General features: G+C 53.9%; 24 protein-coding genes and 1 tRNA gene. 18 read left to right on the top strand and 7 right to left on the bottom strand.

Features of this window, described 5'->3' with window-relative positions:
* The first annotated feature begins 37 nt into the window (after window positions 1-37).
* Window positions 38-1429 carry an NAD-dependent succinate-semialdehyde dehydrogenase gene (locus tag CKV68_RS05630; RefSeq protein WP_095075766.1) on the top strand — a complete coding sequence of 464 codons (1392 nt, stop codon included), beginning with the start codon at window positions 38-40 and terminating at the stop codon, window positions 1427-1429.
* Window positions 1430-1797: 368 nt separating this feature from the next.
* On the opposite strand, the gene CKV68_RS05625 is transcribed toward CKV68_RS05630, so the two are convergent.
* Window positions 1798-1871: transfer RNA gene (locus CKV68_RS05625), tRNA-Gly, on the bottom strand.
* Window positions 1872-1957: 86 nt separating this feature from the next.
* Here CKV68_RS05625 and dcd point away from each other — a divergent pair.
* From dcd to CKV68_RS05600, 5 genes are read left to right on the top strand one after another with little or no spacing between them, the layout of a single operon-like run.
* Window positions 1958-2524, top strand: coding sequence for a dCTP deaminase (gene dcd / locus CKV68_RS05620; RefSeq protein ID WP_013912502.1), 567 nt, complete (start codon window positions 1958-1960; stop codon window positions 2522-2524).
* A 4-nt stretch (window positions 2525-2528) separates the two neighbouring features.
* Window positions 2529-3836: a UDP-glucose dehydrogenase family protein gene (locus CKV68_RS05615; protein WP_095075765.1), complete on the top strand. Its 1308-nt coding sequence runs from the start codon at window positions 2529-2531 to the stop codon at window positions 3834-3836.
* Window positions 3837-3867: 31 nt separating this feature from the next.
* Entirely contained in the window at window positions 3868-4053 is a 186-nt protein-coding gene (locus tag CKV68_RS05610; protein ID WP_014836873.1) for a hypothetical protein, read from the top strand.
* A gap of 9 nt (window positions 4054-4062) precedes the next feature.
* Window positions 4063-4728: a DUF998 domain-containing protein gene (locus tag CKV68_RS05605; protein ID WP_095075764.1), complete on the top strand. Its 666-nt coding sequence runs from the start codon at window positions 4063-4065 to the stop codon at window positions 4726-4728.
* A complete protein-coding gene (locus CKV68_RS05600) occupies window positions 4688-5362 on the top strand; it encodes an alpha/beta fold hydrolase (protein WP_231910413.1) in 675 nt (224 codons plus the stop codon). The genes CKV68_RS05605 and CKV68_RS05600 overlap by 41 nt, the downstream gene beginning before the upstream one ends.
* Here the strand turns inward: CKV68_RS05600 and lysX are convergent.
* The 3 genes from lysX to CKV68_RS05585 are packed head-to-tail and all read right to left on the bottom strand — an operon-like array spanning window position 5325 to window position 11359.
* Window positions 5325-8564, bottom strand: a complete 3240-nt coding sequence (lysX, locus tag CKV68_RS05595) for a bifunctional lysylphosphatidylglycerol synthetase/lysine--tRNA ligase LysX (protein WP_095075763.1) — start codon at window positions 8562-8564, stop codon at window positions 5325-5327. The genes CKV68_RS05600 and lysX overlap by 38 nt on opposite strands.
* Before the next feature lie 37 nt (window positions 8565-8601).
* Window positions 8602-10080, bottom strand: coding sequence for a YibE/F family protein (locus CKV68_RS05590; protein ID WP_038619474.1), 1479 nt, complete (start codon window positions 10078-10080; stop codon window positions 8602-8604).
* A 28-nt stretch (window positions 10081-10108) separates the two neighbouring features.
* Window positions 10109-11359, bottom strand: coding sequence for a pyridoxal phosphate-dependent aminotransferase (locus CKV68_RS05585; protein WP_048517540.1), 1251 nt, complete (start codon window positions 11357-11359; stop codon window positions 10109-10111).
* Between the two features lie 841 nt (window positions 11360-12200).
* Between CKV68_RS05585 and CKV68_RS05580 the strand changes: the two genes are divergently transcribed.
* From CKV68_RS05580 to CKV68_RS05525, 12 genes are all read left to right on the top strand, one after another.
* Entirely contained in the window at window positions 12201-13355 is a 1155-nt protein-coding gene (locus tag CKV68_RS05580; RefSeq protein ID WP_014526342.1) for a DMT family transporter, read from the top strand.
* 161 nt (window positions 13356-13516) lie between these two features.
* The gene (locus CKV68_RS05575) at window positions 13517-13819 is read left to right on the top strand and encodes an urease subunit gamma (RefSeq protein WP_013912494.1); all 303 of its coding nucleotides are present in this window, start codon (window positions 13517-13519) and stop codon (window positions 13817-13819) included.
* A 29-nt stretch (window positions 13820-13848) separates the two neighbouring features.
* Window positions 13849-14160, top strand: a complete 312-nt coding sequence (locus CKV68_RS05570) for an urease subunit beta (protein WP_013912493.1) — start codon at window positions 13849-13851, stop codon at window positions 14158-14160.
* Between the two features lie 66 nt (window positions 14161-14226).
* Window positions 14227-15936, top strand: a complete 1710-nt coding sequence (ureC, locus tag CKV68_RS05565; protein WP_013912492.1) for an urease subunit alpha — start codon at window positions 14227-14229, stop codon at window positions 15934-15936.
* 131 nt (window positions 15937-16067) lie between these two features.
* Window positions 16068-16544, top strand: a complete 477-nt coding sequence (locus tag CKV68_RS05560) for an urease accessory protein UreE (protein WP_014836868.1) — start codon at window positions 16068-16070, stop codon at window positions 16542-16544.
* Window positions 16525-17244, top strand: coding sequence for an urease accessory protein UreF (locus CKV68_RS05555; RefSeq protein WP_014836867.1), 720 nt, complete (start codon window positions 16525-16527; stop codon window positions 17242-17244). The genes CKV68_RS05560 and CKV68_RS05555 overlap by 20 nt, the downstream gene beginning before the upstream one ends.
* 26 nt (window positions 17245-17270) lie before the next feature.
* Window positions 17271-17885, top strand: coding sequence for an urease accessory protein UreG (gene ureG / locus CKV68_RS05550; RefSeq protein WP_013912489.1), 615 nt, complete (start codon window positions 17271-17273; stop codon window positions 17883-17885).
* On the top strand, window positions 17886-18764 hold the full coding sequence (locus tag CKV68_RS05545) for an urease accessory protein UreD (RefSeq protein WP_095075762.1): 879 nt from the start codon (window positions 17886-17888) through the stop codon (window positions 18762-18764). It abuts the gene before it with no gap.
* 674 nt (window positions 18765-19438) lie between these two features.
* Window positions 19439-20449, top strand: coding sequence for an ABC transporter substrate-binding protein (locus CKV68_RS05540; RefSeq protein WP_013912486.1), 1011 nt, complete (start codon window positions 19439-19441; stop codon window positions 20447-20449).
* 17 nt (window positions 20450-20466) lie between these two features.
* Window positions 20467-21534 (top strand): FecCD family ABC transporter permease, encoded by a 1068-nt coding sequence (locus tag CKV68_RS05535; protein ID WP_014836864.1) that lies wholly within the window; start codon window positions 20467-20469, stop codon window positions 21532-21534.
* A gap of 2 nt (window positions 21535-21536) precedes the next feature.
* Complete coding sequence (locus CKV68_RS05530) at window positions 21537-22307, top strand: ABC transporter ATP-binding protein (RefSeq protein WP_013912484.1); 771 nt, start codon at window positions 21537-21539, stop codon at window positions 22305-22307.
* Between the two features lie 13 nt (window positions 22308-22320).
* Window positions 22321-22632: an ArsR/SmtB family transcription factor gene (locus tag CKV68_RS05525; RefSeq protein WP_013912483.1), complete on the top strand. Its 312-nt coding sequence runs from the start codon at window positions 22321-22323 to the stop codon at window positions 22630-22632.
* Here CKV68_RS05525 and CKV68_RS05520 read toward each other — a convergent pair.
* From CKV68_RS05520 to CKV68_RS05510, 3 genes are all read right to left on the bottom strand, one after another.
* Complete coding sequence (locus tag CKV68_RS05520; protein WP_095075761.1) at window positions 22629-23291, bottom strand: DUF1707 SHOCT-like domain-containing protein; 663 nt, start codon at window positions 23289-23291, stop codon at window positions 22629-22631. The genes CKV68_RS05525 and CKV68_RS05520 overlap by 4 nt on opposite strands.
* A 123-nt stretch (window positions 23292-23414) precedes the next feature.
* Window positions 23415-26030 (bottom strand): (Fe-S)-binding protein, encoded by a 2616-nt coding sequence (locus CKV68_RS05515; RefSeq protein ID WP_095075760.1) that lies wholly within the window; start codon window positions 26028-26030, stop codon window positions 23415-23417.
* A 118-nt stretch (window positions 26031-26148) separates the two neighbouring features.
* The gene (locus CKV68_RS05510; RefSeq protein ID WP_013912480.1) at window positions 26149-26649 is read right to left on the bottom strand and encodes a hypothetical protein; all 501 of its coding nucleotides are present in this window, start codon (window positions 26647-26649) and stop codon (window positions 26149-26151) included.
* Window positions 26650-26755 lie beyond the last annotated feature (106 nt).

The raw sequence follows: 26755 nt of genomic DNA, 5'->3' as shown, positions 1-26755 counted from the left end.
AAGTTCGAGGCTCACGCGAGATCCTAGGAGGAAATATATGGCTTATAAGACCACAAACCCCTATACCGGTGAAGTGCTCAAAGAGTTCCCTACGGCCACTCCAGAGGACATTCAACACGGCATTGCTTGTGCGGATGAAACTTTTAAAGAGTGGAGTCTCAGGCCCGTCTCGGAGCGGGTGGAGGTGTTGGCCAAAGCCGCAGAGATTCTGGAGTCCAAGAAGCGCGAGTACGCGGAAGTCCTGACATTGGAGATGGGCAAGCTTCTGGCAGAAGCCGAGGCAGAAGTAGATATCTGCATAAACATGCTGCGCTATTACGTGGAGAACGGTGAAGCACAGCTAGCTCCGCGCTATTTGCCTGCGCAGGGGTTTGGTGCGCAAGACGTACAGATAGTGAACGAGCCTTTGGGTGTTCTTTATGCTGTGGAACCTTGGAATTTCCCTTACTACCAGGTTATTCGCATTGGTGCTCCGCAGTTCACCGCGGGTAACACTATCATCCTCAAGCATGCATCTAATGTGCCTCAGTCGGCGTTGAAGATGGTTGAGCTTTTCCGTGAAGCAGGTGCTCCTGAAGGGCTTTTGGTAAACGTATTTGCAGGTCACGACGCTACAGAGACGATCATTTCCGATCCCCGAGTCCGTGGAGTAGCACTCACCGGCTCAGAAGCCGCAGGCGCAGCGGTTTCCGCTATCGCTGCGAAGCATGTGAAAAAGTCCACTCTGGAGTTAGGCGGTGCGGATGCTTTCATCGTGCTCAATGATGCCCAGCTGGATAAAGCTGTCGAGTGGGCTGTCTTTGGTCGGCATTGGAATGCCGGGCAGGTGTGCTGTTCCTCCAAGCGCATCATCGTTGAAGAGGGGCTTTATGACGCCTTCCTTAACCAATACAAAGCCAAAGTTGCAGAACTAAAAGCCGGGGACCCCATGGACCCCGAGACTCAGCTGGCGCCTCTATCTTCTCAGCAGGCAGCCGACGACCTTGGAAAGCTAGTAGAAAAGGCGCGAAGCGAAGGCGCAACAGTAGAGGAGCTAGGCGTAGTAATACCCGAGCATGGTTCTTTCTTCCCCCCGATGATTCTTACCGATATTCCCCTTGATTCCGATACCGCGCATGCTGAATTCTTTGGGCCGGTGTCGCAGATCTATCGCGCTCGGGATGTAGATCATGCTGTTGAGATTGCCAATTCTTCTCCCTTTGGACTTGGCGGATCCGTGTTTACAGAGGATAAAGATAAAGCTCATGCCGTTGCGCGCCGTCTAGACACTGGCATGGTCTACATCAATCAACCCACTGGAGTGAAAGCAGATATCCCCTTTGGCGGAACCAAACGCTCCGGCTTTGGCCGTGAACTCACTGATTTAGGTTTGCACGAATTTGTGAATCAGAAAGTGGTGGTGGTCACCGATATTGATGGCGATTTTTAAAATGTAAAGTTTAGTGGTTGGATATAGAAAATACCGTAAGAGGCTTATTGAGGGAGCTTCTTACGGTATTTTTGTGCAGAATTTAAAAGCGGTGTTCCCACCCCGTGGAGTTCTGTGCTTTTATTGTCGTTTTTGAGAACACTAGGAGGGGTGTGCTCGATAAAACACCAGGTTGGTTTTGCTAGCGTTCTCAAAAACGACAAAACCTTGGGGCCTTACAACCCGAACCTGCATTTCCATAGACAAAGGGGCCTTTTGTGGTCTGATGTGGGGCTTTTGTCTATGGAAATGCAGGCGTTAAGTGGGGGATGCTGACAAAACACAAAAGGAGCCGGAACATGGTGCGCATCATGTTCCGGCTCAAAAAATGGAGCCGATGACGGGAATCGAACCCGCGTATTCAGCTTGGGAAGCTGATGTTCTACCATTGAACTACATCGGCAATGCTGCTTAAGCAACGAGAGTTAGTTTAGCACGAATAGTCGGGGGTGTTACCAAAAGGGGCGTCGAAGCACGTAGACTAGTTCCGTGCTTTATTCAGACCACGATATTCGAGCCACAATTGACGCTGGTGAGCTCAGCATTGAGCCTTTTGATCCAGAGTTGATCCAACCATCGTCCATTGATGTCCGCATGGACCGTTTCTTCCGGGTCTTTAACAATTCCAAGTACACCCACATTGATCCAATGCTGCAGCAGGACGAGTTGACTAGTCTGGTGGAAGTACCGGAGGGGGAGCCGTTTGTTCTGCACCCTGGGGAATTTGTCCTGGGTGCGACCTTGGAAAAGTTCACGCTTCCTGCTCATATCGCGGGTCGCTTGGAGGGGAAGTCGTCGCTGGGACGCCTAGGTCTGTTAACACACTCGACTGCTGGTTTTATTGATCCGGGATTCTCAGGGCACATCACGTTGGAGCTGTCCAATGTGGCTAATCTTCCTATCACCCTGTGGCCGGGGATGAAGGTGGGCCAGCTGGCGTTGTTTAAGATGACTTCTCCAGCAGAAATGCCTTATGGCACGGGTGCTTTGGGCTCTAAGTACCAAGGGCAGCGTGGTCCTACTCCCTCGAAGGCGTATTTGAACTTCCGTAACTAGTCAGATGCAGCTTTCCGTCATCGGGACGGGTTATCTTGGTGCGACTCATGCTGCCTGTATGGCCGAACTGGGCCATGAGGTCGTAGGGGTTGATATCGACGCGGCAAAAGTAGCTGCGTTGCGTGCCGGAAACCCGCCCTTTTTTGAGCCAGGCCTCGCCGAGCTACTGGCGCGCCATAATGGGCGTGGACTGGATTTCACGACCGATATTTCTCACGCCGCTCAGAGTGCGAGCGTGCATTTTATTACGGTGGGAACGCCAGGATCGCTGGCGTCGGCAAGCATTGATACAGGGTTTGTTGAGTCGGCGCTGCGGTCTCTGGTGCCGTTACTGCGTGGAACGCATCTCATCGTGGGGAAATCGACAGTGCCGGTGGGCACGGCCGCACGGCTGGAGCGGCTGTGCAGGGAGTTGAGCCACCCGGATGCTGACGTGGAACTCGCGTGGAATCCCGAGTTTCTGAGGGAAGGTCATGCTGTCGGGGACACGCTAAGGCCGGACCGTATCGTGCTGGGATCTCGCCCCGAGGGGCGCGCTGTTGCGATTCTGCGGGACGTGTATGCGGAGGCGTTGGCTGGTGGCACTCCTTTGATTGTCACGGATTTTGCGTCGGCGGAGCTATCCAAGTTGGCAGCTAATGCTTTTTTGGCTACCAAGGTGAGTTTTATTAACGCGATCGCAGAGGTGTGTGAGGCGCAGGGCGGGGACGTGGTTGCGGTTGCGCAGACGATGGGTTGTGATGCGCGTATTGGTGCGGAGTTTTTGGGTTCTGGCCTCGGGTTTGGCGGGGGTTGCCTGCCCAAGGACGTGAGAGGATTCGCTGCCACGGCAAGCGACATGGGTGCCGCGGGGGCTGCTGAGCTGCTGTGGGGTGTGGAGAAACTCAATAGACAGCTACCCAGGGCTTATGCTGATGCGCTTAATCACATGCTTGGGGATTTGTGTGATGCCCAGGTAGCGTTTTTGGGCTGTGCTTTCAAACCAGGGTCGGATGACGTAAGGGAGTCGCCGGCGTTGGCTTTGGCGCAGCAGCTTGCGCATAAAGGCGCATGTGTGCGCGTCTACGATCCGCAGGCGATGTGCACTGCCCGCAGCGTGGCGCCAGAACTCGACTACGTGGAATCTGTTGCGCAGGCGCTTATCGACGCCGACGCGATCGTCCTCGCCACAGAATGGCCGGAGTTTGTCTCCCTGGATCCGCGTTTTGCCGAGGGGCTGGTTCGGAAGAAGAACATCCTTGATGCCAGAAATGTTGTGGATAAGCTGCGCTGGTCTGGCTGGACGCTGTACCAGCGGGGTCGGAGGGTCTAAGCTCACTAGGTGCACGTGAAGGAGGTGCATCATGGCGAAACCCGACAGGCGGATGTGGAAGATGAGTCCAGAGAGACTGGAACAACATCTGCAGCTGAAAAACCGGGCGCGAACAATCCCTGACAAGCGTAAAGAGAAGAATAAGAAGGCCTGCCGTCGTGATGGATGGCAGGCCTTCGGGCGTATCAGGGGGTGGACTGAAGCACATGTGCGTTAGAATTTCTTAATGCGCATGGTGTACCTCGGAAAGATACTGTTGGCTCTCGGTGGGGTGGCATACGCCTCTTTTATTACGGAAGCCATCTATGGTTATCCTCTGAACCCCAAATATGCGTACCTTTCAGAATATGCAGCAGCGGATAGCCCCTTGCGCTGGATTTTTGCCGGTAGTGATGTGCTTTCTGCCGTACTCGTCACTGCCGGAGTACTTTGCTTTGTTTCTGTCGGTGCGCTGCGTGATCGGTGGACATGGCACCAGAAGACGATCTTGGGGGGTCTGCTTGTGGCTAGCGCGGCGACAATCTTGGATGTTTTGTTTCCGCTTCCTTGCGCAGAGTCGCTTCCCACCTGTCCCGTACAGTCGCATCTTAACGCCCATGTTTTTGCCTCAAGCTTGGCGGTTTCGGGACACGGGGCAATCGGCATAGCGGCAATCATTTTCGTATGGAAGGAACTTTCCTCTCCGAGGAAGTGGGCCCTCATCCCTGCGGTCGCCGGGGTTGGTTTTATAGCCTCAACTGTGGCTTTGCTTTTTGCGACGGCAATCCAGGCGCCTACGGGATACGAGCAACGAGGCCAAGCAATTTTTGCCTGCATACTCATCATCACATCTTCGATTATTCTGCTTAAGCATGTGGATCGTTCTGCCAGGGTGGGCATGCCCAACAGATAATTACGAAGAGCTCGTTTCGGGGTTTGACGCCAAAATCCTCGACAGCTGGGAGAAACCGTTGAGCTCTTCCATCGCTGATCTGCGCGAGCATTTACAGCCCGGCGAAAAGATCAACATCTTTGGCCATTCTGTCGGAGGTTTGGTCGCCATGGAGTGGGCCTGGCTGTATCCCAAGGAAGTCGATCGGCTGGTCCTTGCCGACCCCTCCGAACCTGTGCACGTGCGCAGAAGGCTGGTCCCAGAATGGCTTAAAGAAGGAACGAGTGCCGCCCTGGGCGAGCTCTTCCCCCTGGGGCATAAACTCACCCAAGTGGCTAGCGGTGAGTCCAATGGCAGATTCTCGGAGTTGTATCGTCGCTTTGGGGGGAAAGATAATGCACGTTTTCTCTTTGATGAATTCCTCAAAGTGGAGGCACGGCAGCGTCGTTTAGCTACTGCCTTTGAGGGAAAGAACCCTGCACCGATGGCAAAAACCACGCTGCTGGTGGGCGCGGGCCTGGGTTGGCAGCGTGGCTTTTTGGAGTCGCAACGAAAGCTAGGGGAACAGCTCCGCGCAGAAACTGTGTTCCTACGCGGCGAGAATCATATGTTCCCCGTTAACAGCCCCGAGCTGATCCGTCCGTATCTGGTTTAACAAAGGGGAAGGAGAGCACCTCACGGATGTTTTGGCCGGTGAGGAACATGACCAGGCGGTCGATTCCGATTCCGAGACCACCAGTGGGCGGCATGCCAAACTGCAGGGCTTTGAGGAAGTTCTCATCCAACTCCATGGCTTCGGCATCGCCACCGGCGGCGCGCAGGGACTGGTCGGAAAGTCGAGCGTGCTGCTCCAGCGGATCCGCGAGCTCTGTGTAGGCGGTGCCTAGCTCCATTCCGCAGGCCACGAGGTCCCAACGCTGGGCGATGCGCGGCTGATCTGGATCTGCCATGGTGAGAGGAGAGGTTTCTACTGGGAAGCCCGCGTAGAAGGTGGGGAAGACGGTGTTTGGCTCGATGAGTTCGTCGTAAAGCTCGTTGACCAGATCGCCCACGGTGGCTGCGGTGATGTTATATTTTTCTGCGATGTCTGCGTATTCGGAGACATCCGCGTCCGGAGAAATATGCGTGCCGACGGCCTCGGACACCGCATCATAAACAGGCACGACGGGCCAGGATCCGCTCAGATCAAGGACCTGGCCGTCCGCTGTAGTTACTTCTGGTTTTCCATAGACTGCGATCGCTGCGGAACGAATGAGGTCTTCCGTAAGAATCCGCATGGTGTCCCAGTTTCCATAAGACTGGTAGGCCTCCAGCGACGTGAACTCGGGATTGTGGGTGGCGTCCACGCCCTCGTTGCGGAAGTTTCTTCCTATCTCAAAGACACGAGGAATGCCGCCGACCACGAGACGCTTGAGATACAGCTCGGGCGCAATCCTCAGCGTGAGATTTTGGTCGTATGCGCGGATATGAGTTCTGAAGGGGCGGGCATTTGCTCCACCGTGGATCGTCTGCAGAATAGGTGTTTCGGCTTCCATGTACCCCTGTTCCTGCAGTACAGAACGCACTGCGCTCACAGCCTTGGAACGAGCCATGAAAATGTCCGTGGCTTTTTGATTAAGCGCAAAGTCCATGTGGCGGAATTTAGCCCGCAAGTGAGGATTGCTGAGCGGTACGCGCGGCATCGGAGTAAGTGACTTAGCTGCCATATCCCAGGAAGAAACCAGCAGAGAGCGCGTTCCATTGCGAGACGTTCCCAACTGACCTGTCGCGGAAATCAGATCACCACGACTGACCAAGCGTTTAAACAAACGCAGCGTCTGCTCTGTGGTGCGTTCAATCACCAGCTGGAGCTTTGTGTGTTCCTCAACCAGATCTGCAAAGAGCACTCCACCATGATCGCGGATAAACGTGACCCTACCGGTGACCGAGATCGGGGCCTCCGAATCGCCTGATGCAAGCAGCTCTTTGATCGACGTAGTCCGAGGTACTGCTGGTGGATAAGGCTGCATGTTGAGGGCCTCGAGCTCCTCCAGCTTTGTCTTGCGCATGCGCTCCTGAGTTGACAGCGCTGGCGGTTCGATGGCCGGCATGAGGGCTGCGGCTTCAAGAGCCACGATTTCCTCGGGATCTCCCACAGGAGCCCCATGTTCCTTCATCCACGGCAGGAATCCCTCACCACTAGCAAAGGCAATGAGGACGCGGGCAGTGTGGAAGCCATTATCGATGCACAGGAAACGTGACTGCCACTGGGGGTGATATTTGATGTTGGACTGATACAGCGACTGAATCTGCCACCAACGCGAGGAAAGAAGAAGTAGCTTGAGCAACAACCGCTCCCTCAAAGAAGCAGCCACATAGGCGCCACGGTCAAGAGCCTCGCGGAAAGTAACAAAGTTCAGCGAGAACTTGGTTACTCCAAGGCTGCCAGCTTCCTGCGCGAGACCCGTCACCATAAACTCGGTGACGCCGCCGATCGCATCAGGGTTTCGACGCATAACGTCCAGGGAGAGACCTCGGCGTCCCCATGGGACAAAGGAAAGCAACCCCATGACGTTGTCCTCGGCATCGTGAGCCGTGACGAGCACCGTGCGTGAGTCCCGAGGGTCACCGATACGGCCGGAAGCCATCGTGAATCCGCGTTCGTTGCCACGCCGCCAAGTCTCAGCGAGTTGAGACAAACGCTGTAGTTCTTCGGCTGGGATTTGCGATTGACGCTGTACCCGGACGGTATATCCGGCCTTGCGCGGTCCTGCGATTTCCTTGCGTACTTCCGGCATGTTCTTGAGGTGGAAATTCTCTGCGTCCACCACTGCTTCATCGCCAAGGGCGATAACGCTCATGCCTGCTGCTGAGTATGCTTTTGCTCCGGCCTCCGAAACAGAAGCAGCACCTAGGACCCAACCATTCTTACGGCTATGCTGGCGCCACGCTTCCACTGCAGCGGGCCAGGATTCTGGGTCACCGATAGGGTCTCCGGCAGCAAGACATACGCCGTCTATAACGCGGAAGGACACGGCAGCTTTTTCATCCGGGGACGTGATCAAACTGCGATCATAGCGAGTGGAGAAATACGCCAGCGAGTCTTGAGATGGGGGATTGAGCAGTAGCTTACGCGCCAGGAGCTGTTCCTCAGCAGTCGCAGCATCGTGTTTGCGCGATCCAAAGAGAATGGCAAGAGCCGCAAAAAGTGCCACAGAGGAAAGAATGCCGCCGATAACGCGAATAAAGTGAGGGCTGTGCAAGTCTGTTGGGAAAGGTGGTTCTGTAGGACTGAGCCCGATGGCCGTAAAGAAGGACCATGCTGCTGCCGCACCACTGTTTTGGTGCTCTTGCAGAACTAGAACACCCCACATCACAGCAAACGAGATGATCAAGCCAACGATTAATGTGCTGAGTGCGCGTGCCCAAGAGCCGACAACCCTGGCAGGGAAGTCCTTGATTGCCCGGTAACCGCAGACAAGATAGAACAGAGAAAAAAGCGTAGAAACCGCAAACGCGATAATCGTGTATTGAGGAGCATCGCCGGTAATCTCGGGATCATTGAAGAACCCGAAGGCGAAGAAAATGATGCCTGACAGTAAATCAGGTACTTGGAAGCCTAAGAGGTAAAACAGCAATGCCCCTCGATGCCCGCGCAGCATTCCTGAGGTAAGCAATACCATCAAAATGGTAATGAAGAGAGTAGGTGCACTAGGGAAACCGAATAACGAGAAAATAAAACCAAGATTTATGGTGAGATCATGGTTTATATGTTTCAGTACCAATCCAATGAGTAGCCAGATCGTGGCTAACTGCGTTGTAAAGAGGATTACTCGGGTTTCCCAGCGTTTCTGCATGCAATCGATAATATGCAACATAGAGCGGAATGCCCACCCGCACTCGGGAAAATGAATGCTACGTGCGATCCTTGTGCTCAGGGACTGTGAGGGCCGCTATAGCTGTGGTTAATGGCACCGCGAGGGTGAGCGTCAAAGCACCAATTCCAGAGCGCAGCAGCTCCGTGGCCATGATATCGCTGGTCAGGGTCTGTAGGAATGGACGATGAGCTGCAAACAAAAGAAGCAGCAACGGTAAGGAAGCTCCCGTGTAGGACAAGACCAAGGTGTAGACCATAGATGAAATATGGTCACGCCCCACCTTCATTGCGCCTAGGAAGAGCCTCCACCAGGACGCGTCGTTGTCCAGCTCTGCTAGCTCGTTGACGGTGGAAGACTGTGCAATGGTGACATCATTGAGCACACCTAGAGCGCCGATAATAAAGCCGCAGAGCATCAAACCAGTGACAGATACATCTGGTAAATACAACAGAATTTGTAGGTTACCTTCATCGCCCAAGCCGCGGAGCTGGTTATTGTCGATTGCTACATTGGCTAGCAGTGCTGCAAGCAGTAGTGCAAGGAGCGTCCCGCCTAATGCAGATGCGGATTTCCAGTTAAACCCGTGGACCAGGAACACAACGAGGAACAAAATAACAGCACCGCTGAATATGGCTATCCCGGTAGGAGAAGTACCCAAAAGGAGCGCAGGGAGAGTAAAGGCGATCACGACCACCATGGTGATCACTAACCCAATTAGGGATCGCAAACCACGGAGTGCCGCAAAAAGAATGATTGCTCCTGCAATAAGGATTCCCCATAGCGTTAGCGGAAGCGCGCGTTGATAATCGCTGAAAGAATAGTGGACGGACCCATCGTTGGATTGAGCTTGCAGTAAGCGAATCTGATCACCTGTGGCTAGCGTTGCTTCACCAGGTTGCCCTGAATTGATAATAAGAGTTCGCTTTCCGGCGTCATCGCCCTCAGTTATCTCAGCGATATACCAAGTACACGAGGTATCCGAACCGGGCACTATGCGTGGTGACGTAGTAAATACTGTTCCAGATTCTGGGGCGGTACAACTTCCTTTTGATTCCGCAACAATCTCGCCATTTACTTGGTTCTGTCCAAGACTGAACGTCTTGTAAAACTCGGGGGCAATATTGGGTTCACCGCTCGGCCATAGTTTGGCTACTCCAATAACGGTAGCTATTGCCCAGACAATAAGGAAGATAAGCAGAAGGCGTCGCCACAGCTCAAGGCGCGAAGACCCTGTATAGAGCGCTGCTAGCTTAGGTATCGCGCCGATGCTGATACGCGAGCGGCTACTTGCACGGGAATGATGATGCGACGGGGGACGGGCTACTGTGTGGGAGCGGTTTCCCGATGGGGGACGTTTACGTGCTTGAGGACGGTCGCTGATGTGGGAACGACTGCTTGACTGGGAACGACGACGCGGCGCAGGCTGAGTACTGCGAGCGGAGTGTCCGCCTTGTCGTACGCCTTGACGCTGCGGTGATGTCCGCTGTGAACGTGAAGGATTTGTTCCTTGGCTCATGCTATGTCTTCCCACTGTCGCTCATCCCTTACTGCTTATAACTAGAGAGGAAGTTGCCTAAGCGATCCATCGCTACGGCAAGGTCAGCTGCCCAGGGGAGTGTGACAACACGGAAATGGTCGGGTTTGGGCCAGTTGAAGCCCGTGCCTTGAACCATGAGAATCTTTTCTGCGCGAAGCAGATCGAGCATGAGCTGCGCGTCATCGTGGATGTCGTAATAGTCCAGATCAATTTTGGGGAATGCATACAGTGCACCCATGGGTTTTACACAGCTGACGCCGGGTATCTGATTGAGTTTCTCCCACGCGACGTTGCGTTGCTCCAACAAACGACCGCCTTCAGCAGTGAGATCGTAGATGGATTGTCGTCCGCCCAACGCCACCTGAATTGCATGCTGCGCCGGCACGTTGGAGCACAGGCGAGTTCCAGAGAGCAGGTCTATTCCCTCGATAAAACCGCGTGCATAGTGTTTAGGGCCTGTGATAACCATCCACCCAGCACGGTATCCGGCGACGCGATAGGCCTTGGACAAGCCGTTATACGTGATGCACAGCAGGTCGGGGGCGAGTGCAGCGATGCTGGTATGGACGGCGCCATCATAAAGGATTCGGTCATAGATCTCATCGGCCAGAATGAGCAGATCATGTTCCCTGGCCACCTGGACGATATTTCGGAGGACCTCAGGAGAATAGACAGCGCCCGTGGGGTTATTAGGATTGATGACCACGATGGCTTTGGTCTTTTCGGTGATCTTTGAGCGAATATCCTCGATGGAGGGGTTCCAGTCGTCATCTTCGTCGCAGAGATAATGCACTGGTGTGCCGCCGGATAACGAGGTCGCGGCCGTCCACAGAGGATAATCTGGCATAGGGATGAGGACCTCATCACCGTTATCCAGCAAAGCCTGCATGGTCATCATGATGAGCTCGGAAACGCCGTTGCCTAGATATACGTCATCTACGTCGAATGCCGGGAAACCAGGTATGACCTCATAGCGCGTGACGATGGCGCGCCGGGCGGGAATGATGCCTTTCGACGTGGAATAGCCTTGCGACGTTGAAAGTGCCGCGATCATGTCACGCATAATGACATCGGGGGCTTCAAAACCAAAGATTGCTGGATTGCCCGTGTTGAGCTTCAAGATGGTGTGTCCATCAAGCTCCATTTTTTCGGCTAATGCAGTCACCGGTCCACGGATTTCATACAGAACGTTTTTGAGCTTATCCGACTGGTCAAAGACGCGACGTTTACGTCGCGTCGGATTGCTGGCGGAGCCCATAAGTATCGATTCGGGAGCGGTGTCTTTTTTAGTCACCCGCCTAATGTTGCCACTTTTCTGAGGCAATTAACAGGCCGTTGGTGCTGCGCGGGGTGGTTCCCTAATGTTAAGGACACATCAATGGGAGACACCGGTGCTGCTAGAGCACAGAAGTATGGCGGAACGCGGAAAACGTATCTTTCGCGGGACTTGGGAACAAAGTGAGCCGTCGCGCCGTTAAACCCACAATGCGGTTATTGGAGACGATGATTGGCTGCCTTGTTTCTTTAAATTCTTATAGAGAATTACGGAAAACGTAGGTCCGTTATGCGTTTAATGGGCGGGTTTTCCTTGAAAAGTGGTCAAGAACACTAGTCCAAGTCTCCAAAATTTTGTGCGATACGTAACAGTGAAAATCTTTGTGTTCGTTCGCCAACAGGAAATATTAAAAAATAATAGTAAATCAACCGTTTGATGGATAAAAAGCCGAGATGAAGTTTTTCCAAAAGCGAACAGGTGTTTGAATTTTTTAAATCTCCATGTTGTGGGTTCAATTTGCGTTTGTCGTGGGGCTGAAAGAAGGGGGGGAGCTAATGGTTGTTTTTTCGCTGCCATTAGTCCGATATGGGTTAATACGGGGTCAATCTAATCGTTCGCGCTTATAGAGTGACTTAGTTCATAGTCCGTTTTTTCTGTTATCTACGCAATACCCCCTGAAGGGGGCGGTTTACGGGGTTATTTTCATGCAGTTTAAATTCATTTCTGCAGTTAAGGGGCGTTGCGTTAGTTGCATAGCGGGGGTGGTTTCTGAGATCTCAGTGAGATTAGTGCGAACTGTGAATTTATCGGTAGCATCCGAAACGTGAATGCGACCAAATCACTAAATCAGACCCTGCCGGTCAAAAAAGTTGGACACGGCAAAGCAGTCCTGATTATTGCCCTGGGCACCGCGTGCCTAGCCTTTACCCCGATCTGGGTCAAGGCTTCGAACATGGATCCGGCAACTCAGGCATTCCTACGCGTTTTGATTGGCTTCCTCGTTCTGTTGCCGATCGGCCTGTGGGAAATCAAAAACAAGCAAGCCCTTCCTAAGAAGGGGGTGGCGATGTCTATCGCCGCTGGTTTGTTCCTCGGTGTGGACTTCACCGCTTGGAACTACTCCATCTTCTACGTTGGCGCTGGTATCGCTGCGATTCTTCTGAACCTTCAGGTTATCGTTGTGCCGATGCTTACCGCGATCTTTGACAAGTACAAGATTCCACCGGTATTCCTCATTCTCGTTCCCATCATGTTTGTGGGCGTTTTGCTCACCGGTGGTGTTCTTGAGTCTGCAGAAGCTACGGGTCCTGCCACAATCTATGGCATTAAGACCTCTACTCTGGGCACCATGCTCGGCCTTACCTCCGGTATCTGCTACTCCTTCTACCTTTACTTCTCTCGTAAAGCAGGAACCACGGCTCCTCGTAAGGACCTTTACGTTCAGCCAATGATGTACACCATGGCAGCACAGATGGTTGCTCCGTTCACCTGGGCACACATCGGCTCCCCACGTGGCGGCCTGGACTTCACCCACGGCGTTTTGGTCAACGGACAGCTCCCAATGGTTGATCCTGAGAACACTGTTGGCGATCCGCTTACCATGATGAACTGGATCTCCCTGATCTCTCTCGCAATCCTGGGCCAGGCTATCGCATGGACCTTCGTTCAGTGGGGCACCGTGTGGTTGGATCCGACCCTGTCTGCAGGTATCCTCCTGCTCTCCCCTGTGAGCTCCGTTGTTATCGCATGGCCTTTGTTCGGTGAGATCCCATCCATCCTGCAGTTCGTCGGTATCCTTATGATTCTGGGAACAGTGATGTATCAGAATGGGCTGTTTGACAAGTTCTTTGGGAATAAGAAGAAAACAGCGGCGCCAGCGGCGCCAGGGGACAACATAGAAGAGCAACTCGTAAGAGAAGGGTTAGCGCCAGGACGTAGTCCTGATGATGCGAAACCCCTGCCAGATGATCGCCCCTAACTAAAACCCTCGAGCCGGCACATGAGGTTGCCTCACGTGCCGGCTTCCCTTGAGATAAGGGTGTTTTTGCGCGAGCGTGCAGCACCCGAAAAGAAGAAGTTCCATTATCGCTGTAAAGTAGAGGAACTTTTCATAATCCAACTTTCCTATGGAGGATTCTCATGCACCTCACCCAACGTGAACAAGATAAGCTCATGATTGTTGTGGCTGCTGATGTGGCTCGACGTCGTAAAGAGCGCGGCCTTAAGCTCAACCACCCAGAAGCAGTTGCGCTTATCACTGCTGAGCTCTTGGAAGGGGCCCGCGACGGTAAAACCGTGGCCCAGCTTATGTGCGAGGGCGTGACTATCTTGACTCGCGATGAAGTCATGGAAGGCGTACCGGAGATGATCTCCGATGTTCAGGTAGAAGCCACCTTCCCCGATGGAACCAAGCTGGTTACCGTCCACAAACCGATTCGCTAATGGCGCTGAAGCTTTAAAGGAGACACAACATGATCCCTGGTGAGTACTTCATCTCTGATACTGCCCCCATCATCATGAATGAAGGCCGCGAAGCCATCACCATCGTGGTAACTAACAAGGGCGACCGTCCAGTACAGGTTGGTTCGCACTTCCACTTCGCTGAGGCGAACTCCGAGCTGGAATTCGACCGCGATGCAGCTATGGGCAAGCGCCTCGACATCCCGGCTGGTACCGCCGTGCGCCTCGAACCGGGCGACTCGCGCACCGTTAACCTCATCGATTTCGCTGGTACGCGCGAAGTCTACGGGTTTAACAACAAAGTCAACGGAAAACTTGACTAACCTGCGCAGGCATTCAAAAACAACCCCACAAACAGCGCACATTAAGGTTTAGAGGAGCAAAGCACAATGTCTTTTGAAATGAGTCGGCGCCAGTACGCAGAACTGAACGGTCCGACCACTGGCGACGGAATCCGTTTGGCTGATACAGAGCTCATCGCCGTTGTCGAGAAAGATCTTACCCAGTACGGCGACGAGGTTTCCTTCGGCGGCGGAAAGGTTATCCGCGATGGCATGGGTCAAAACTCGCGCGTCGAGGCAGATCAGGTCCCAGACCTGGTTATCACGAACACCATTATCGTGGACTACACCGGTATTTACTCTGCTGATATTGCTGTGAAAGACGGCAGGATCATGAAGATCGGTAAAGCCGGCAACCCCGATATTATGGACAACATCGACATCATCGTCGGTGTTGGAACTGAGGTTATCGGTGGCGAAGGCAAGATTGTCACCGCTGGTGCTATTGATACGCACATCCACTTCATTTCCCCAGAACAGGTGGAAGCAGCACTAGATAACGGTACGACCACCCTTATCGGTGGCGGAACAGGTCCAGTGGACTCTACCAATGCTACGACCGTTACCGCAGGTGCTGGCAACATCACCAAGATGATCGAGGCTTCTCGCGACTTCTCCGTGAACGTCGGTTTCTTGGGCAAGGGCCACGCCTCCAACACCGAGCGTCTGCGTGAGCAGATTCGTGCAGGTGCTATCGGTCTAAAGATCCACGAGGACTGGGGCGCTACCGCTAACACCATCGACAACGCACTGACCGTTGCTGATGAGATGGACATTCAGGTTGCTATCCACACCGATACCCTGAACGAGGGCGGCTTTGCTGATAACACCATTGCGGCTTTCAAAGACCGCGTTATCCACACCTTCCACACCGAAGGCGCTGGCGGCGGACACGCTCCGGACATCCTGAAGGTAGCTGGTCTTCCTAACGTTCTTCCGGCATCCACCAACCCAACTCTTCCGTTCACCGTGAACACGATGGATGAGCACCTTGACATGATCATGGTGTGCCACCACCTCAACTCTGACCTCCCTGAGGACATTGCATTCGCTGATTCACGTATCCGTAAGGAAACCATTGCGGCGGAAGACGTCCTGCACGATATGGGCGTTTTGGCAATCACCTCTTCTGACTCTCAGGCCATGGGCCGCGTCGGCGAGGTTGTCCTGCGTACCTGGCAGGTTGCTCACCGTATGAAGCAGCAGCGTGGACCGCTTGAGGGCGATACCGCTACCAACGATAACGAGCGCATCAAGCGTTACATTGCTAAGTACACCATCAACCCAGCTATTGCTTCCGGTGTTGCAGATACCATTGGTTCTGTTGAAGAAGGCAAGCTAGCTGACCTGGTTGTTTGGGATCCTGCTTACTTCGGTGTGAAGCCAAGCATCGTGATCAAGTCCGGCATCATCGCTCGCTCCATCATGGGCGACGCTAACGCTTCGATCCCGACCCCACAGCCACGTACTATGCGTTACTCCTATGGTGCTCGCGGTGCAGCTGCTGGTCGTACCTCGGTTACCTTCCTCCCCACGGCAGCTTTCGAGGCTGGCGTACCGGAGAAGCTTGGTATTGATCGTAAGTTCGTTGAAGCAAAGAACATGCGCGAGATCTCCAAGGCTGATCTGAAGCACAACAATGCAACCCCAGATATCAAGGTTGATCCAGAGACCTACGAGTTGACGGTTGACGGCGAGAAAGTCACTTCTGAGGCTGCTACAGAGCTGCCGATGACTCAGCGTTACTTCCTGTTCTAGTATTGATCCGGATAGTCACCGGAATGTCCTACTGTATGTGGACAATTCGCTGGGATTAGGAAATGAGGCGGAGCCGGTGTGAGTACACTGGTTCCGCCTTTTTTAACGAACTTCGCAGAAAGCATTTAAAAATGATTATTACTGAGATACAGGGCAACCTCAATGACCTGGAATCAGCAGAGCGTGATGCATTGGAATTGGATGCAGTCATCTTTGATAATGAGTCACGCCTAAAGCGTGTGCAGCGTGTGACCACGGAAAGTGGCGCAGAGCATGCATTGCGTTTGGGCAATGAACTCCGTGAGATCAAGGATGGCGATATCCTGGCCAAAGAAGACAACAAGGTGATTGTGGCTCGAATCGCTGCCACCGATGTCTTGGTTATCACCCCTCGCGATATTCGAGAGGCCTTGGCTGTCGCTCATACTCTGGGCAATCGGCACCTGCAGGCTCAGTTCTTTGACCAGGACAGTGCCTTTGGTAAGCCTGCTATGGTAGTGCGATTTGACCACACGGTAGAGCACTATCTGGAGCACGTGGGCGTGGAATACACGCGAGGCGACCATGTTATGCCTGAGGCATTCCGTCATGCAGAGCATAGCCACTAGTGCCCGGACCGAGTTAGTTATCTGGCATCTTACTGACTCGGCCTTACCTACTGGAGGATTCGCGCATTCTGCAGGTCTAGAGACTTTCATCCAAGCAGATGAAGTCCACGATCCGGATTCTTATAAGCACTGGTTGCATGGTTATCTGCGGCAGGCCAGCTTTGCCGAGGCTCTAGCGGTGCGTTTCGCCGTTGAACTGGTACAGGCTGAACTGGAGTTTGCGGAGGCACAGGCTTCTTTGAAAGAGCTGGATCAGTTGGTTCACGCTTGCCAAACCCCTAAACAAGTGCGTACTTCCATGAATTCCATGGGAAAGCGCATGTCCAAGGTCGCAGCTACCATTTCTCCTGATCAACCTATGGTGGCTGAGTACTGCCGTGCCGTAGCTGCGGGAGAGATGCGCGGAAACCCTGCTATCGCTGCTGGTTTGGTCCTTGGTTCGGAGGGCGTTTCTCCGGAGAGAGCTGTCATGGCGTATCTCATGCAGATGGCTAATTCCATGACTCAGAATGCTATCCGTGCGATTCCACTAGGACAGGATGCTGGACAGCGGGTGCTAGTAAGCGCTTATGACGCTGTCGTGCAGGCTGCAGAGATGACCATGTCTCACGGAGTAGCAGATTTGGGTGTAGTCGCCCCACGGCTAGAAGTTGCGCAGATGCAGCATGAGATGCTGCGTAGCCGCATGTTTATGTCTTAAAAAGAAGATTGAAGGAAAGTTCTACGATGAGTGTTATTAAAATTGGTGTTGGCGGTCCAGTCGGGTCGGGTAAAACTGCATTAATTGAGCGAATCACCCGTGCACTGGATGGCGAGATCTCCATGGCTGCCATTACTAATGATATCTACACCACCGAGGACGCAAAGATCCTCGCGCGTGAAGGCCTTCTGCCAGAGGATCGCATTATTGGTGTGGAAACCGGTGGTTGCCCACATACGGCTATCCGTGAAGATACGTCGATGAATGATGCGGCTTTTGAAGAGCTTGTTAAGCGTCATCCTGATCTTGAGTTGGTCTTCATGGAGTCGGGTGGAGATAACCTGTCTGCAACCTTCAGCCCTGAGCTCGTGGATTTCTCTATCTACATCATTGACGTTGCTCAAGGTGAGAAGATTCCGCGCAAGGCTGGTCAGGGCATGATCAAGTCTGATTTGTTTGTGATCAACAAGACGGATCTCGCTCCCCACGTGGGCGCAGACCTGAAGGTGATGGAAGATGATTCCAAGGTCTTCCGTGGTAATAAGCCTTTTGTGCTCACAAACCTTAAGACGGATGAGGGCCTGGACAAGGTCATCGATTGGATCCGTCATGATGTGTTAATGCTTGACCTGGCGGATTAAATGTGGGACGTAGCTAAAGGAATTTTTGAGCACGATCCGCCTCATGAGGACATGGGTGTGCTTGAGCTGGGTGTTGGACTCAGCGGCGGAAAGTCGATTGCGAAGACCCAGTACCATACTCGGGCACTTAAGATCGTTCGCCCTCACTATCTTGATGATTCGGGACAGGTGTATTACATCATCGTTAACCCGGGTGGCGGATACGTGGGTGGCGATGCATATCGACTCAAACTTGGAGTGGAATCCGGCGCTTCGATGCTGCTGACTGATCAGTCGGCTGCCAAGGTTTACCGCACGCCTGGTGACTTTGTAGTCCAGAATATTGAGATAAAAGTAGATGCTGGTGGCGTTCTGGAGTATGTCCCTGATCAGTTAATTTTGTATCGGGATGCAGATTTCCGTCAGCAGATTACTGCGGATGTTCACCCAGAAGGCTCGCTGTTTATCTCTGATGTAATTACCCCTGGTTGGTCGCCCGAGGGTGAGAACTTCTTGTATAAGCAGGCCCATATCCGCTCTGTGGTTCGGATGGACGGCGAAGTCGTTTTGGTGGACAACCTGCGGATTAACCCATTGGAATCAGAGTTTGCTCAAGATGCTGACCTGATGATGGGTGGTAAAACGCATGTTGCGACTGCTATTTGCTTTGATCCGAACATTGATTCTGAGTTCATTGAAGCGGTGCGGGAGCGCGTTTCTGCGCATGCTGCGGAAAACTCGGATGTGGTTGCTGCAATTTCTGAGTGCGATAAGCCTGGATTTGTGCTTAGGGCCTTGGGCAATCGCACCGAAGAATTGATGGAGCTCATCCTAGATGTAGCGCATGTTGTCCGTAATAGGACGCGAGGGCAAGGGCCTATTAACTTGCGCCAGTATTAAGAGCGAGAGTGGAGCGAAAACGCTGCACATGAGTTTGTGATACTCAAAAGCAAAGGATGTTTGGCGGGTGACATGTATGTCGCCCGCCAAACTCATGTGTATGAACTGTTCAACTTGCACTGTCAATCAACTAATTGATAATCTTTGGCGCAGATGGCTGAGGTGTAAGCCGAGGCTGTCACGCTATCGCAAAATTTGATACTCAATGCTGGAACTTGACTGGTCTCAAGGGTGATTAAGGTCGCATTTACTCTCCCTGCGCTAAGGAAAGTGCGGTTTTGGGCGAAAAGGTTTGTTTTGGCGGGCGCGTTCGCTGCTGTTGTGGTGGCGGATGCGTGCCCGGCATTCTTTGGTGAGGGCCGCCCTGGTCAGGCGCATACAATCAATTGCCCTTGCCGGAAGGCTGCTGGGTCTGCGTAGCCATGCCCTTGCTTTATAGGTTTAAAGTATGGGTTTATTAGGTGAACCTGGGGGTGGGTAGGGGTGAATGTGAAAAATACCTGCTTGAGCTGTATTTTTAGCGGGATGTAGGATTCTTTGCGGAGAAAAACGCGGGAGAAAAGTGTTTTTTCTCAATGCCTACGTGGAGCTCGTGAATAAAAGGTATGGTTACAGTCAATTGATTGTATGAGAATCGGCGGGGGTCGATTCTTCCTGACCAAGGACTAAAATTCATGATGAGCTTTTTCTCCTGCCACCGCAGGGCATTGATTTCAACCAGCGTGGTAGTCGCAGCAGGCCTCACCCTTTCTGCTTGCTCGAACACCAGCGACAACAAGACGGATTCTTCAGCTAAAGCCAACCAGGCTGTCAGTGTGGAAAACTGTGGCGTCAAGGTAAGCCTTTCGGAGCCTGCCCACCGTTTGGTCAGTGTGGAACAAGGAACCACGGAAACGCTGTTGGCTTTCGATGTGCAAAAGGACATCGTGGGCGTTGGACACACCAAAGATCACTACTGGAAGCGCTATGAGGATCGGGCAAAGAACCTCCCCGTGATTTCGGATTCCATTCCTAATGCTGAGGCTATTCGTGGCGTCGACCCAGATCTGGTTCTTTCTCCATTTGAATCCGTGTGGACTGAGTCGGGTACGGGAACGCGCGAAGAATACTCCAAGCTGGGCGTGGGCACATTCACCACGAACGTAGAGTGCGCTAAGCCTGATGAGGATCCGTACACGGTCTTGGAGCGCGACTACGAGCAGCTTGGAACCCTGTTGGGTAAAGAGGCTCGCGGCAAGGAGCTGATCGAAGAGCAGCGTGCCGCTGTCAAGGCTGCCAAGGAAGCCAATGGCAACTCTCATAAGTCTGTTGGATACTTGTATTCGATCTTTGATAATGCGCCGTATGTAGCGGGCAACTATGGCATTCCCAGTGCTATCAGCGCGGCAACGGGAAGCACCAATGTGTTTGCTGGCATCGATGAGGCGTGGCCCCAGATTTCTTGGGAGGCTTTCGCAGATGCAGACCCAGATGTGATCGTTTTGGTGGACTTGCCTGGCCGCGGTTCTCCCGGCGACTTGGCTACTGAGAAGATCGAAGCCCTCAAGTCCAACCCTGCTACTCGCAACATGAAGGCCGTTCAGGGTGACAAGTTCATTGTGGTCCCAGGCGCTGGTTTGAGCCCAGGTGCGAGGTCGATTGAGCCTCTAGAGATCGTCAGCAAAAAGCTGGCAGAAATGAAGTAATCATTACTACTTCAGACGTGGATCTTGATTCGGGATTAACCACACAAACGGTTGCGCCAGGAATCGATTCTGCACCTCAGAAACGCCGGTTTCGTCCGGCGTTTCCGTTGGTGGTTATGGGCGGAATAATACTGCTCATCGCCCTTTCGATTGGTTCGGTGTTCGTGGGAACGGCGTCGTTAAGCTGGAATGAAGTGATGGGGGCGTTCGGATTCGCCGGATACGATACTCCCAGTTTGTTAAGGCAATCGATCCTTTTTGAACTGCGTATTCCTCGCATCTTGATGGGGATAGTGGTGGGGGCGGGTCTTGCCGTCGCCGGCGCATGTTTGCAAACTGTCACGCATAATCCGCTAGCGGAACCGTATCTCCTAGGCATCAGCGGTGGCGCGTCTGTGGGCGCAGTTGTTGTTCTGGTTATCGGAACTCAAGGTGTGTTGGGGCTTACGGCTGGCGCTGCGCTGGGCGGGCTGGGATCCTTTGTGGTCCTGTTGATGCTGCTGCGGGGCTCGGGCTTCCAATCCCAACAGGTGGTTCTAGCAGGCGTGTTGGTCGGGCAGTTCGCTCAGGCCGTGACATTCCTGATCATGATGGGCAAGGGTGACGCTGATTCTATTCAGGCCGTGATGGCATGGCTTATGGGTGCGTTGGGTGCTTCGCGTCAAGACGGGCTATTGGTTACAGCCATTGTGTGCATGACGGCGATCGCTGCTTTGTGGGCGCTGTCGCGTCATTTAGATACGTTGAGGCTTGGCGACGCCACTGCGCACACTATGGGCGTTCCCGTAGTGCTGACGCGGGGAGCTGTCCTGGTCATCGTTGCCCTTATGACGTCCGCTACGGTCGCCTCTGTGGGTGCCATCGGGTTCGTAGGCCTTATCGTTCCCCATGCGGTTCGTCTGGTGGTAGGCAGCGCTCACGTGCGGGTAATCCCTATAAGCGCCTTAGTAGGGGCGATTCTACTGGTAGTGGCAGATGCGATTGCTCGTTCCTTGTTTAAGGGCCAAGAACTCCCTGTAGGAATTATTACTGCTCTCATTGGTGTTCCGATCTTCTTCCTCTTATGGAAGAAAGGAAAGAAATAGCCTTGATACATCTCAGAAATGTCAGTATTAGTTACGACGATACCGCCGCAGTGCATCGTGTCACCGCGACGCTGCAACCAGGCACGATCACGGCATTGGTTGGCCCTAATGGCAGCGGAAAGTCCACGTTGTTAAACGCGGTGGCGGGAGTGGTCCCTTTTACTGGTGACGTGGTTTTTGACGATAAGCCTCTCGCTCGTATGTCGGCTCGGCAACGAGTGGAGACCGTGGCTTATGTTCCCCAAGTAGCCACGCTCAACGGGGATATGACGGTGGTCGATTTCGTGGGACTGGGTGCTGTTGCTGGTCGAGGAATTTTCCATCGTAGGACTAAGCAGGATCATGACCGTGTTTCTCATGCCTTGGAACTACTTGGGCTGGAATACCTAGCTGAACGCCAGTGGAGCGAGCTATCGGGTGGGCAGCAGCAGCGCGTCTCTATCGCGCGCGGCCTCGCACAGGGGGCACGCGTGCTGCTTCTCGACGAGCCAACTAACCACCTGGACATCGAACATCAGCTGACTTTGCTGCAGGTGCTGCACCGCCTGGTCACTCAAGAAGGGCTGACTGTAGTGGCGGTTATGCACGATTTGGGCCTGGTGGCACGATATGCTGATACTGCCCTTATCCTGCACTCTGGACGTTGTGTCGCAGAGGGGCCGGTAGACACTGTTTTATCGTCACGCAATATTGCTGAGTTTTTCAACGTAGAAGCAGAGATTCTCCGTTCTCCCGAAGGCGCCGCTGCCTTGTTGGCGGCCGCCCCGAGATAAAGAGGTACACCGTATGTATGACCTTTTGGAACAAGCCGATGACTGGTCTGGTTATTTTAAACTCATGGGGGATCGGACCCGGCTACGCATTCTTGTAGTTTTGCACTATGCAGGGCCGAGGGCCACCACAGTCACCGAGATCGCTGAGGCCGCAGGAGTGCGGGTCCCTACTGCGTCAGGAGCGCTCCGCGCCATGGAACACATGGGCGCAATTAAGGGGGAACGCTTTGGACGTGAGGTGCGGTATTCGCTTGTCGACGAACGCATCCACGGGGTACTTCACGATATCGGAATGCGTCACGGCAAGGATAAACACCGGCACTAGCCGTTCTTCTTCCCCCGGAATCGCTTAAGCGCGTCAGTTGCGAGTTCTGTGGCAATGCTGTTGAGCTCGTCTTGCTTGCGTTTACGCTCTGCACGGGCGAGTGCTCGTTGCTGTGCATTATGCGTCTCGATGGCAAAGACTTGTTGCTGCTGGAGCATCCGGGCTTGCTTCATCCGCTGGCGGTCCAGCTTCATCCGGCTGGGCGCATGCCAGGATTCTGGTCCGAGCTTCATCACATACAACATGATGAAGATGGCTGGGACCAGCATTATCCACGCGCCAGTTTCCGTGAGCGCAGTGAGCGTGACTGCGGTGATCCCGGTGAGTCCGAGAATTCCACCGCGGATATTGCGTCCGGTGGAGTAAGCATTATCGATTTCGTTAGTCGAATATGTGTCGGGGAAATGGGTTCCTTGCACATTCGTAGCTGGTAGGAAGTTAGCGGGAGAGGCGGTCTCCTTAGGCGAGCGTGCAGCGGGGAGATCGTCGAAAAGCAAAGAAATATCAGATCGGGTAACTGCTTGAGTGACCTGTTTAAGGCGTTCATCATATTCTTCAAACGAGAGTCGACCGGCAGAGAAGTGCACCCCAAGGTCATCCATCGCTTGTGAGCGCTCGGCATCGCCGATGCGGTAATCGGGTTGATATGGGTTCGTCATCGCACTCAGGCCACCTATCTGCGCTTGTAGACTATGCTCCCGGTCGAAGCAGAAGCGCTTGCCCCGACCACATAAGACAAACGTATAGCACTGCTAAAAAGTTCCATCTTTGCGGGGGATGCTCTACTGCTCCTTGGAATTATTCTCAGGATACGCTGATTGCTTTCCCGGAGGCGTGGCTGCAGGTGGTGCAGCCGCGGGTGGTGCTGGTGGCACGGCTACCGGGGGCACAGCGCTTGGTGGAACAGGGATAGGCGGTGCTGCAACTGGCGGCACCGCCGCTGGGGGAGCTGCTGCTGGAGGAACTGGTGCCGGTGGTGTGGCGGCAGGCGGAACAGCTACCGGCGGAACAGCGCTAGGCGGCATCGGTATAGGCGGCACAGTCGGAGTAGGCACCTGTGGGGGTTGTGGCATCGGCGGGGTTCCACCTGGTGGGGTGGAGATAGTCGGTGCCGGAATAGACGGCGGTTGTGGCGCGGCCGGAGGCGCTGCGGTGGGTTGAGCTGTGGGAGGCTCCGGCGTGGCCGCAGGCTTCTTCTTTGGTTGGCGGACGGGTGGATCCAGGAATACCCGGTCCTTGGGTTCGGGGAGCTGGCCATCGATAAGCACGGAATCGCGGAGCATCAGTGCTACGTCGTGGACCTTGGGTGCTTCTTGTGCGTCGGCAACGGATTTAACGCCAGTACTGAGCATGGAGTTACAGAAGGGGCAGCCCACGGCGATTTCTTGAGCGCCAGTCTTGATGGCCTCGGCCGCACGGTTTTCATTGATGCGGGTGCCGAGCTTTTCTTCCATAAACATCCGGGCGCCGCCGGCACCGCAGCAGAATCCCTCGTTTTTGGTTCTCTCCATCTCCGTGAGTTCCATCCCCGTTGCACTAAGAAGTTCACGGGGTGGGTCGAAGATTTTATTGTGACGGCCCAGGAAGCATGGGTCGTGATATGTGATGGGCTTGCGATCTTCAGGCCGGCGCGGAACCGGAGTGAGGAGTTTTTCACGTACCAGGCGGTTGAGTAGTTGGGTGTGATGGAAGACATCAAAGTGTCCGTCAAAGTCCGGGTACTCGTTGCGCAGCGTGTTAAAGCAGTGCGGGCACGTGGTGATAATTTTGCGACTGCCCTGTGGAACCCCATCAAAAACATTATTGAGGGTATCCACGTTCTCTACGGCGAGCATCTGGAAGAGGAACTCGTTACCGGCGCGGCGCGCGGGATCGCCGGTACAGGTTTCACCTTTGGACAGCACCGCGAATTTAACCCCAGCGACGTGCAGTAGCTCAACGACGGCGCGCGTTGTTTTCTTGCCGTCCTCGTCAAAGACGCCTGCGCAGCCTACCCAGAAGAGGTACTCAGTGTCGGAGAAGTCTGTAACATCCTCGCCTAATACGGGCACCTCGATGCCGTCGCGGCGGGCCTCGTCAATCCACGTCTTCCGCTCGATGGAGTTTCTTCCCCACGGGTTGCCTTTAGTCTCAAGGTTTTTAAACATCCCCGTCAGCTCAGAGGGGAAGTCAGACTCTGCGAGGACCTGGAAGCGCCGAAGATTAGCTACGTGATCGATGTGTTCTATGTCTACGGGACATTGCTCGACGCATGCACCGCAGTTAGTGCAGGACCACAAAACATCGGGGGAAATCACATGTGATTCTCCCACTAACTTGAGCACGTCGACGTGAGCGTGTGAATCATCCGTGGCAAAGGCGGTGGGGTCTTGTAAATAGGAGGAATGGGTGACTGCTGCGTCACGAATATCAGTGACAAAGAGCTTCGGGCTGAGAGGCTTTTCGGTGTGCCAGGCGGGGCACTGCTCTTGGCATCGGCCGCATTCGGTGCACGTGGTGGCGTCGAGAAGCATCTTCCAGGGTGCGTCTACAAGGCTGCCTACGCCGAGGCTATCCTCTTCTTCCACGTTGTCCATCGTGAGCTGTTTCGCTCCCGAATACATCGGCTGCAGTTTGCCTAACGCCGGGCTACCGTCAGAATGACGTTGGAAGAAGATGTTGAAGAATGCCAGGAATCTGTGCCATGCCACACCCCATGTCAGGTTGTGAGCAACGACGATAAGCCACACCATGCCGCTGAGTAGCTTTACCAGGGCAAAGGCGCTGACCAGAACTGGACTGCTGGGGAGGAGCTTGGCTAGGTAAATCGTGGAAAAATCCGCCCAGGCGGAGCCGTCTCCAAACGTGGCGATCTTGGCGGCTTTCACCAGAACCATGCCGAGGCCCTCGATAAAGACAACAGCCTCCACAAAGTAGGCCGCCTTGGCGTTGGAGCCATAAAAACGGGAAAAACGGCTGCGTATGCCTGCGTTGAGACGGATCACGATGAGGAAAAGAATTCCAAAGACAGTGCCCAGGGCCAAGATTTCCTCTACAAGATGGTAAGCACGCCAATGTGAGAGGAAAGGCCAGCCGCCTGCTGGGTTAAAGGTTTGGATGTATGCCTCGAACCAGACGATAGAGCCAAAGAGGAACCCCAACATGACAAACCAATGTGCAATAGCTACGACTGGTTTGCGCATGAGTTCGGTGTGGAAGAAGACTTCCTTGCATGTTTGCCAAGCTCTGCGCACGGGGTTATTCATGCGGCCTGGGGACGGTTGCCCAGAAGTAATGAAGGAATAGAGACGCCATGCCGCGCGGAGGAAGAAGAACCACGCGGGTAGCGATAAGACGATGCCGAAAACGCCCAGCACGATAGTGGTGGGCGTGACTGCACTGGCTGCTGCAAGCGGCATGCGGTAAATCACGATCCTTGAGAGGGAAACAGCTAAAACGGGATGAGTACTGCTCTCTACCTTAAAGTAATCGCTGGCGCAGGCCGATAACTAGCAAGCGGTGGCTTGCATTAGTTAATCAGAAGCAGATGGGTGCTCCTTGAGCCGTATGGATTGCGCGCTGCCAAGCGTCCAAGTCGCGACCCGTGGACAGTGAGGAGGCATCAGCCCACAGGGTGTACACGATTCCGCGTTCCCGGAGAGCCTCAACTAAATCTTTTCGGCCGAGTGATTTTCTCACGTAAGAGTAGTCGCTGGGTGAAGATATTGCTGCTAAGACTGCATTGCGGACATCAGCTGCATCGGCGAAATCGGCGATAATGACCGAATCGTAATAGTCCTCCAAGCGGGTCTCCGCTAGAACATCAGGATGGATATTCCCGATAACACGGATAGAAGATCCAGAACCTGAGCTGTGAGGGGACCGTGGCGCTTGGATGAAGGGACTGATCCCGGCGGGAACGGGGGAGTCGTTAATAAGGTCGACGTGGATTACGTGTGGACATTGCAGGAGCAGATCGGAGGCATAGAGACCAGTTGCGTTAGCACCGACGACGGCGATGCGGAATGTGGAGGACATTGCTGGTTACCTTTCTGCTCGTGCTGTGCCTTATGACGTAACGACCTGCCATTACTTTGGATGGAACACATGTAGACAGGTTGGTACTGAATTTTAACACCGGATT

The organism is Corynebacterium ulcerans, from assembly GCF_900187135.1.
GTDB lineage: Bacteria > Actinomycetota > Actinomycetes > Mycobacteriales > Mycobacteriaceae > Corynebacterium > Corynebacterium ulcerans.
The sequence above is the reverse complement of the archived record's forward strand: the minus strand, read 5'-3'. Positions and strand labels throughout refer to the sequence as shown.

What these genes read in the sequence shown, in the direction of transcription:
- CKV68_RS05630 (WP_095075766.1), top strand. Translation starts at nt 38, where the DNA reads ATGGCTTATAAGACCACAAACCCCTATACCGGTGAAGTGCTCAAAGAG.
- CKV68_RS05615 (WP_095075765.1), top strand. Translation starts at nt 2,529, where the DNA reads ATGCAGCTTTCCGTCATCGGGACGGGTTATCTTGGTGCGACTCATGCT.
- CKV68_RS05610 (WP_014836873.1), top strand. Translation starts at nt 3,868, where the DNA reads ATGGCGAAACCCGACAGGCGGATGTGGAAGATGAGTCCAGAGAGACTG.
- CKV68_RS05605 (WP_095075764.1), top strand. Translation starts at nt 4,063, where the DNA reads ATGCGCATGGTGTACCTCGGAAAGATACTGTTGGCTCTCGGTGGGGTG.
- CKV68_RS05600 (WP_231910413.1), top strand. Translation starts at nt 4,688, where the DNA reads ATGTGGATCGTTCTGCCAGGGTGGGCATGCCCAACAGATAATTACGAA.
- lysX (WP_095075763.1), bottom strand. Translation starts at nt 8,564, where the DNA reads ATGTTGCATATTATCGATTGCATGCAGAAACGCTGGGAAACCCGAGTA.
- CKV68_RS05590 (WP_038619474.1), bottom strand. Translation starts at nt 10,080, where the DNA reads ATGAGCCAAGGAACAAATCCTTCACGTTCACAGCGGACATCACCGCAG.
- CKV68_RS05585 (WP_048517540.1), bottom strand. Translation starts at nt 11,359, where the DNA reads ATGGGCTCCGCCAGCAATCCGACGCGACGTAAACGTCGCGTCTTTGAC.
- CKV68_RS05575 (WP_013912494.1), top strand. Translation starts at nt 13,517, where the DNA reads ATGCACCTCACCCAACGTGAACAAGATAAGCTCATGATTGTTGTGGCT.
- CKV68_RS05570 (WP_013912493.1), top strand. Translation starts at nt 13,849, where the DNA reads ATGATCCCTGGTGAGTACTTCATCTCTGATACTGCCCCCATCATCATG.
- ureC (WP_013912492.1), top strand. Translation starts at nt 14,227, where the DNA reads ATGTCTTTTGAAATGAGTCGGCGCCAGTACGCAGAACTGAACGGTCCG.
- CKV68_RS05560 (WP_014836868.1), top strand. Translation starts at nt 16,068, where the DNA reads ATGATTATTACTGAGATACAGGGCAACCTCAATGACCTGGAATCAGCA.
- CKV68_RS05555 (WP_014836867.1), top strand. Translation starts at nt 16,525, where the DNA reads ATGCAGAGCATAGCCACTAGTGCCCGGACCGAGTTAGTTATCTGGCAT.
- ureG (WP_013912489.1), top strand. Translation starts at nt 17,271, where the DNA reads ATGAGTGTTATTAAAATTGGTGTTGGCGGTCCAGTCGGGTCGGGTAAA.
- CKV68_RS05545 (WP_095075762.1), top strand. Translation starts at nt 17,886, where the DNA reads ATGTGGGACGTAGCTAAAGGAATTTTTGAGCACGATCCGCCTCATGAG.
- CKV68_RS05540 (WP_013912486.1), top strand. Translation starts at nt 19,439, where the DNA reads ATGATGAGCTTTTTCTCCTGCCACCGCAGGGCATTGATTTCAACCAGC.
- CKV68_RS05525 (WP_013912483.1), top strand. Translation starts at nt 22,321, where the DNA reads ATGTATGACCTTTTGGAACAAGCCGATGACTGGTCTGGTTATTTTAAA.
- CKV68_RS05520 (WP_095075761.1), bottom strand. Translation starts at nt 23,291, where the DNA reads ATGACGAACCCATATCAACCCGATTACCGCATCGGCGATGCCGAGCGC.
- CKV68_RS05515 (WP_095075760.1), bottom strand. Translation starts at nt 26,030, where the DNA reads ATGCCGCTTGCAGCAGCCAGTGCAGTCACGCCCACCACTATCGTGCTG.
- CKV68_RS05510 (WP_013912480.1), bottom strand. Translation starts at nt 26,649, where the DNA reads ATGTCCTCCACATTCCGCATCGCCGTCGTCGGTGCTAACGCAACTGGT.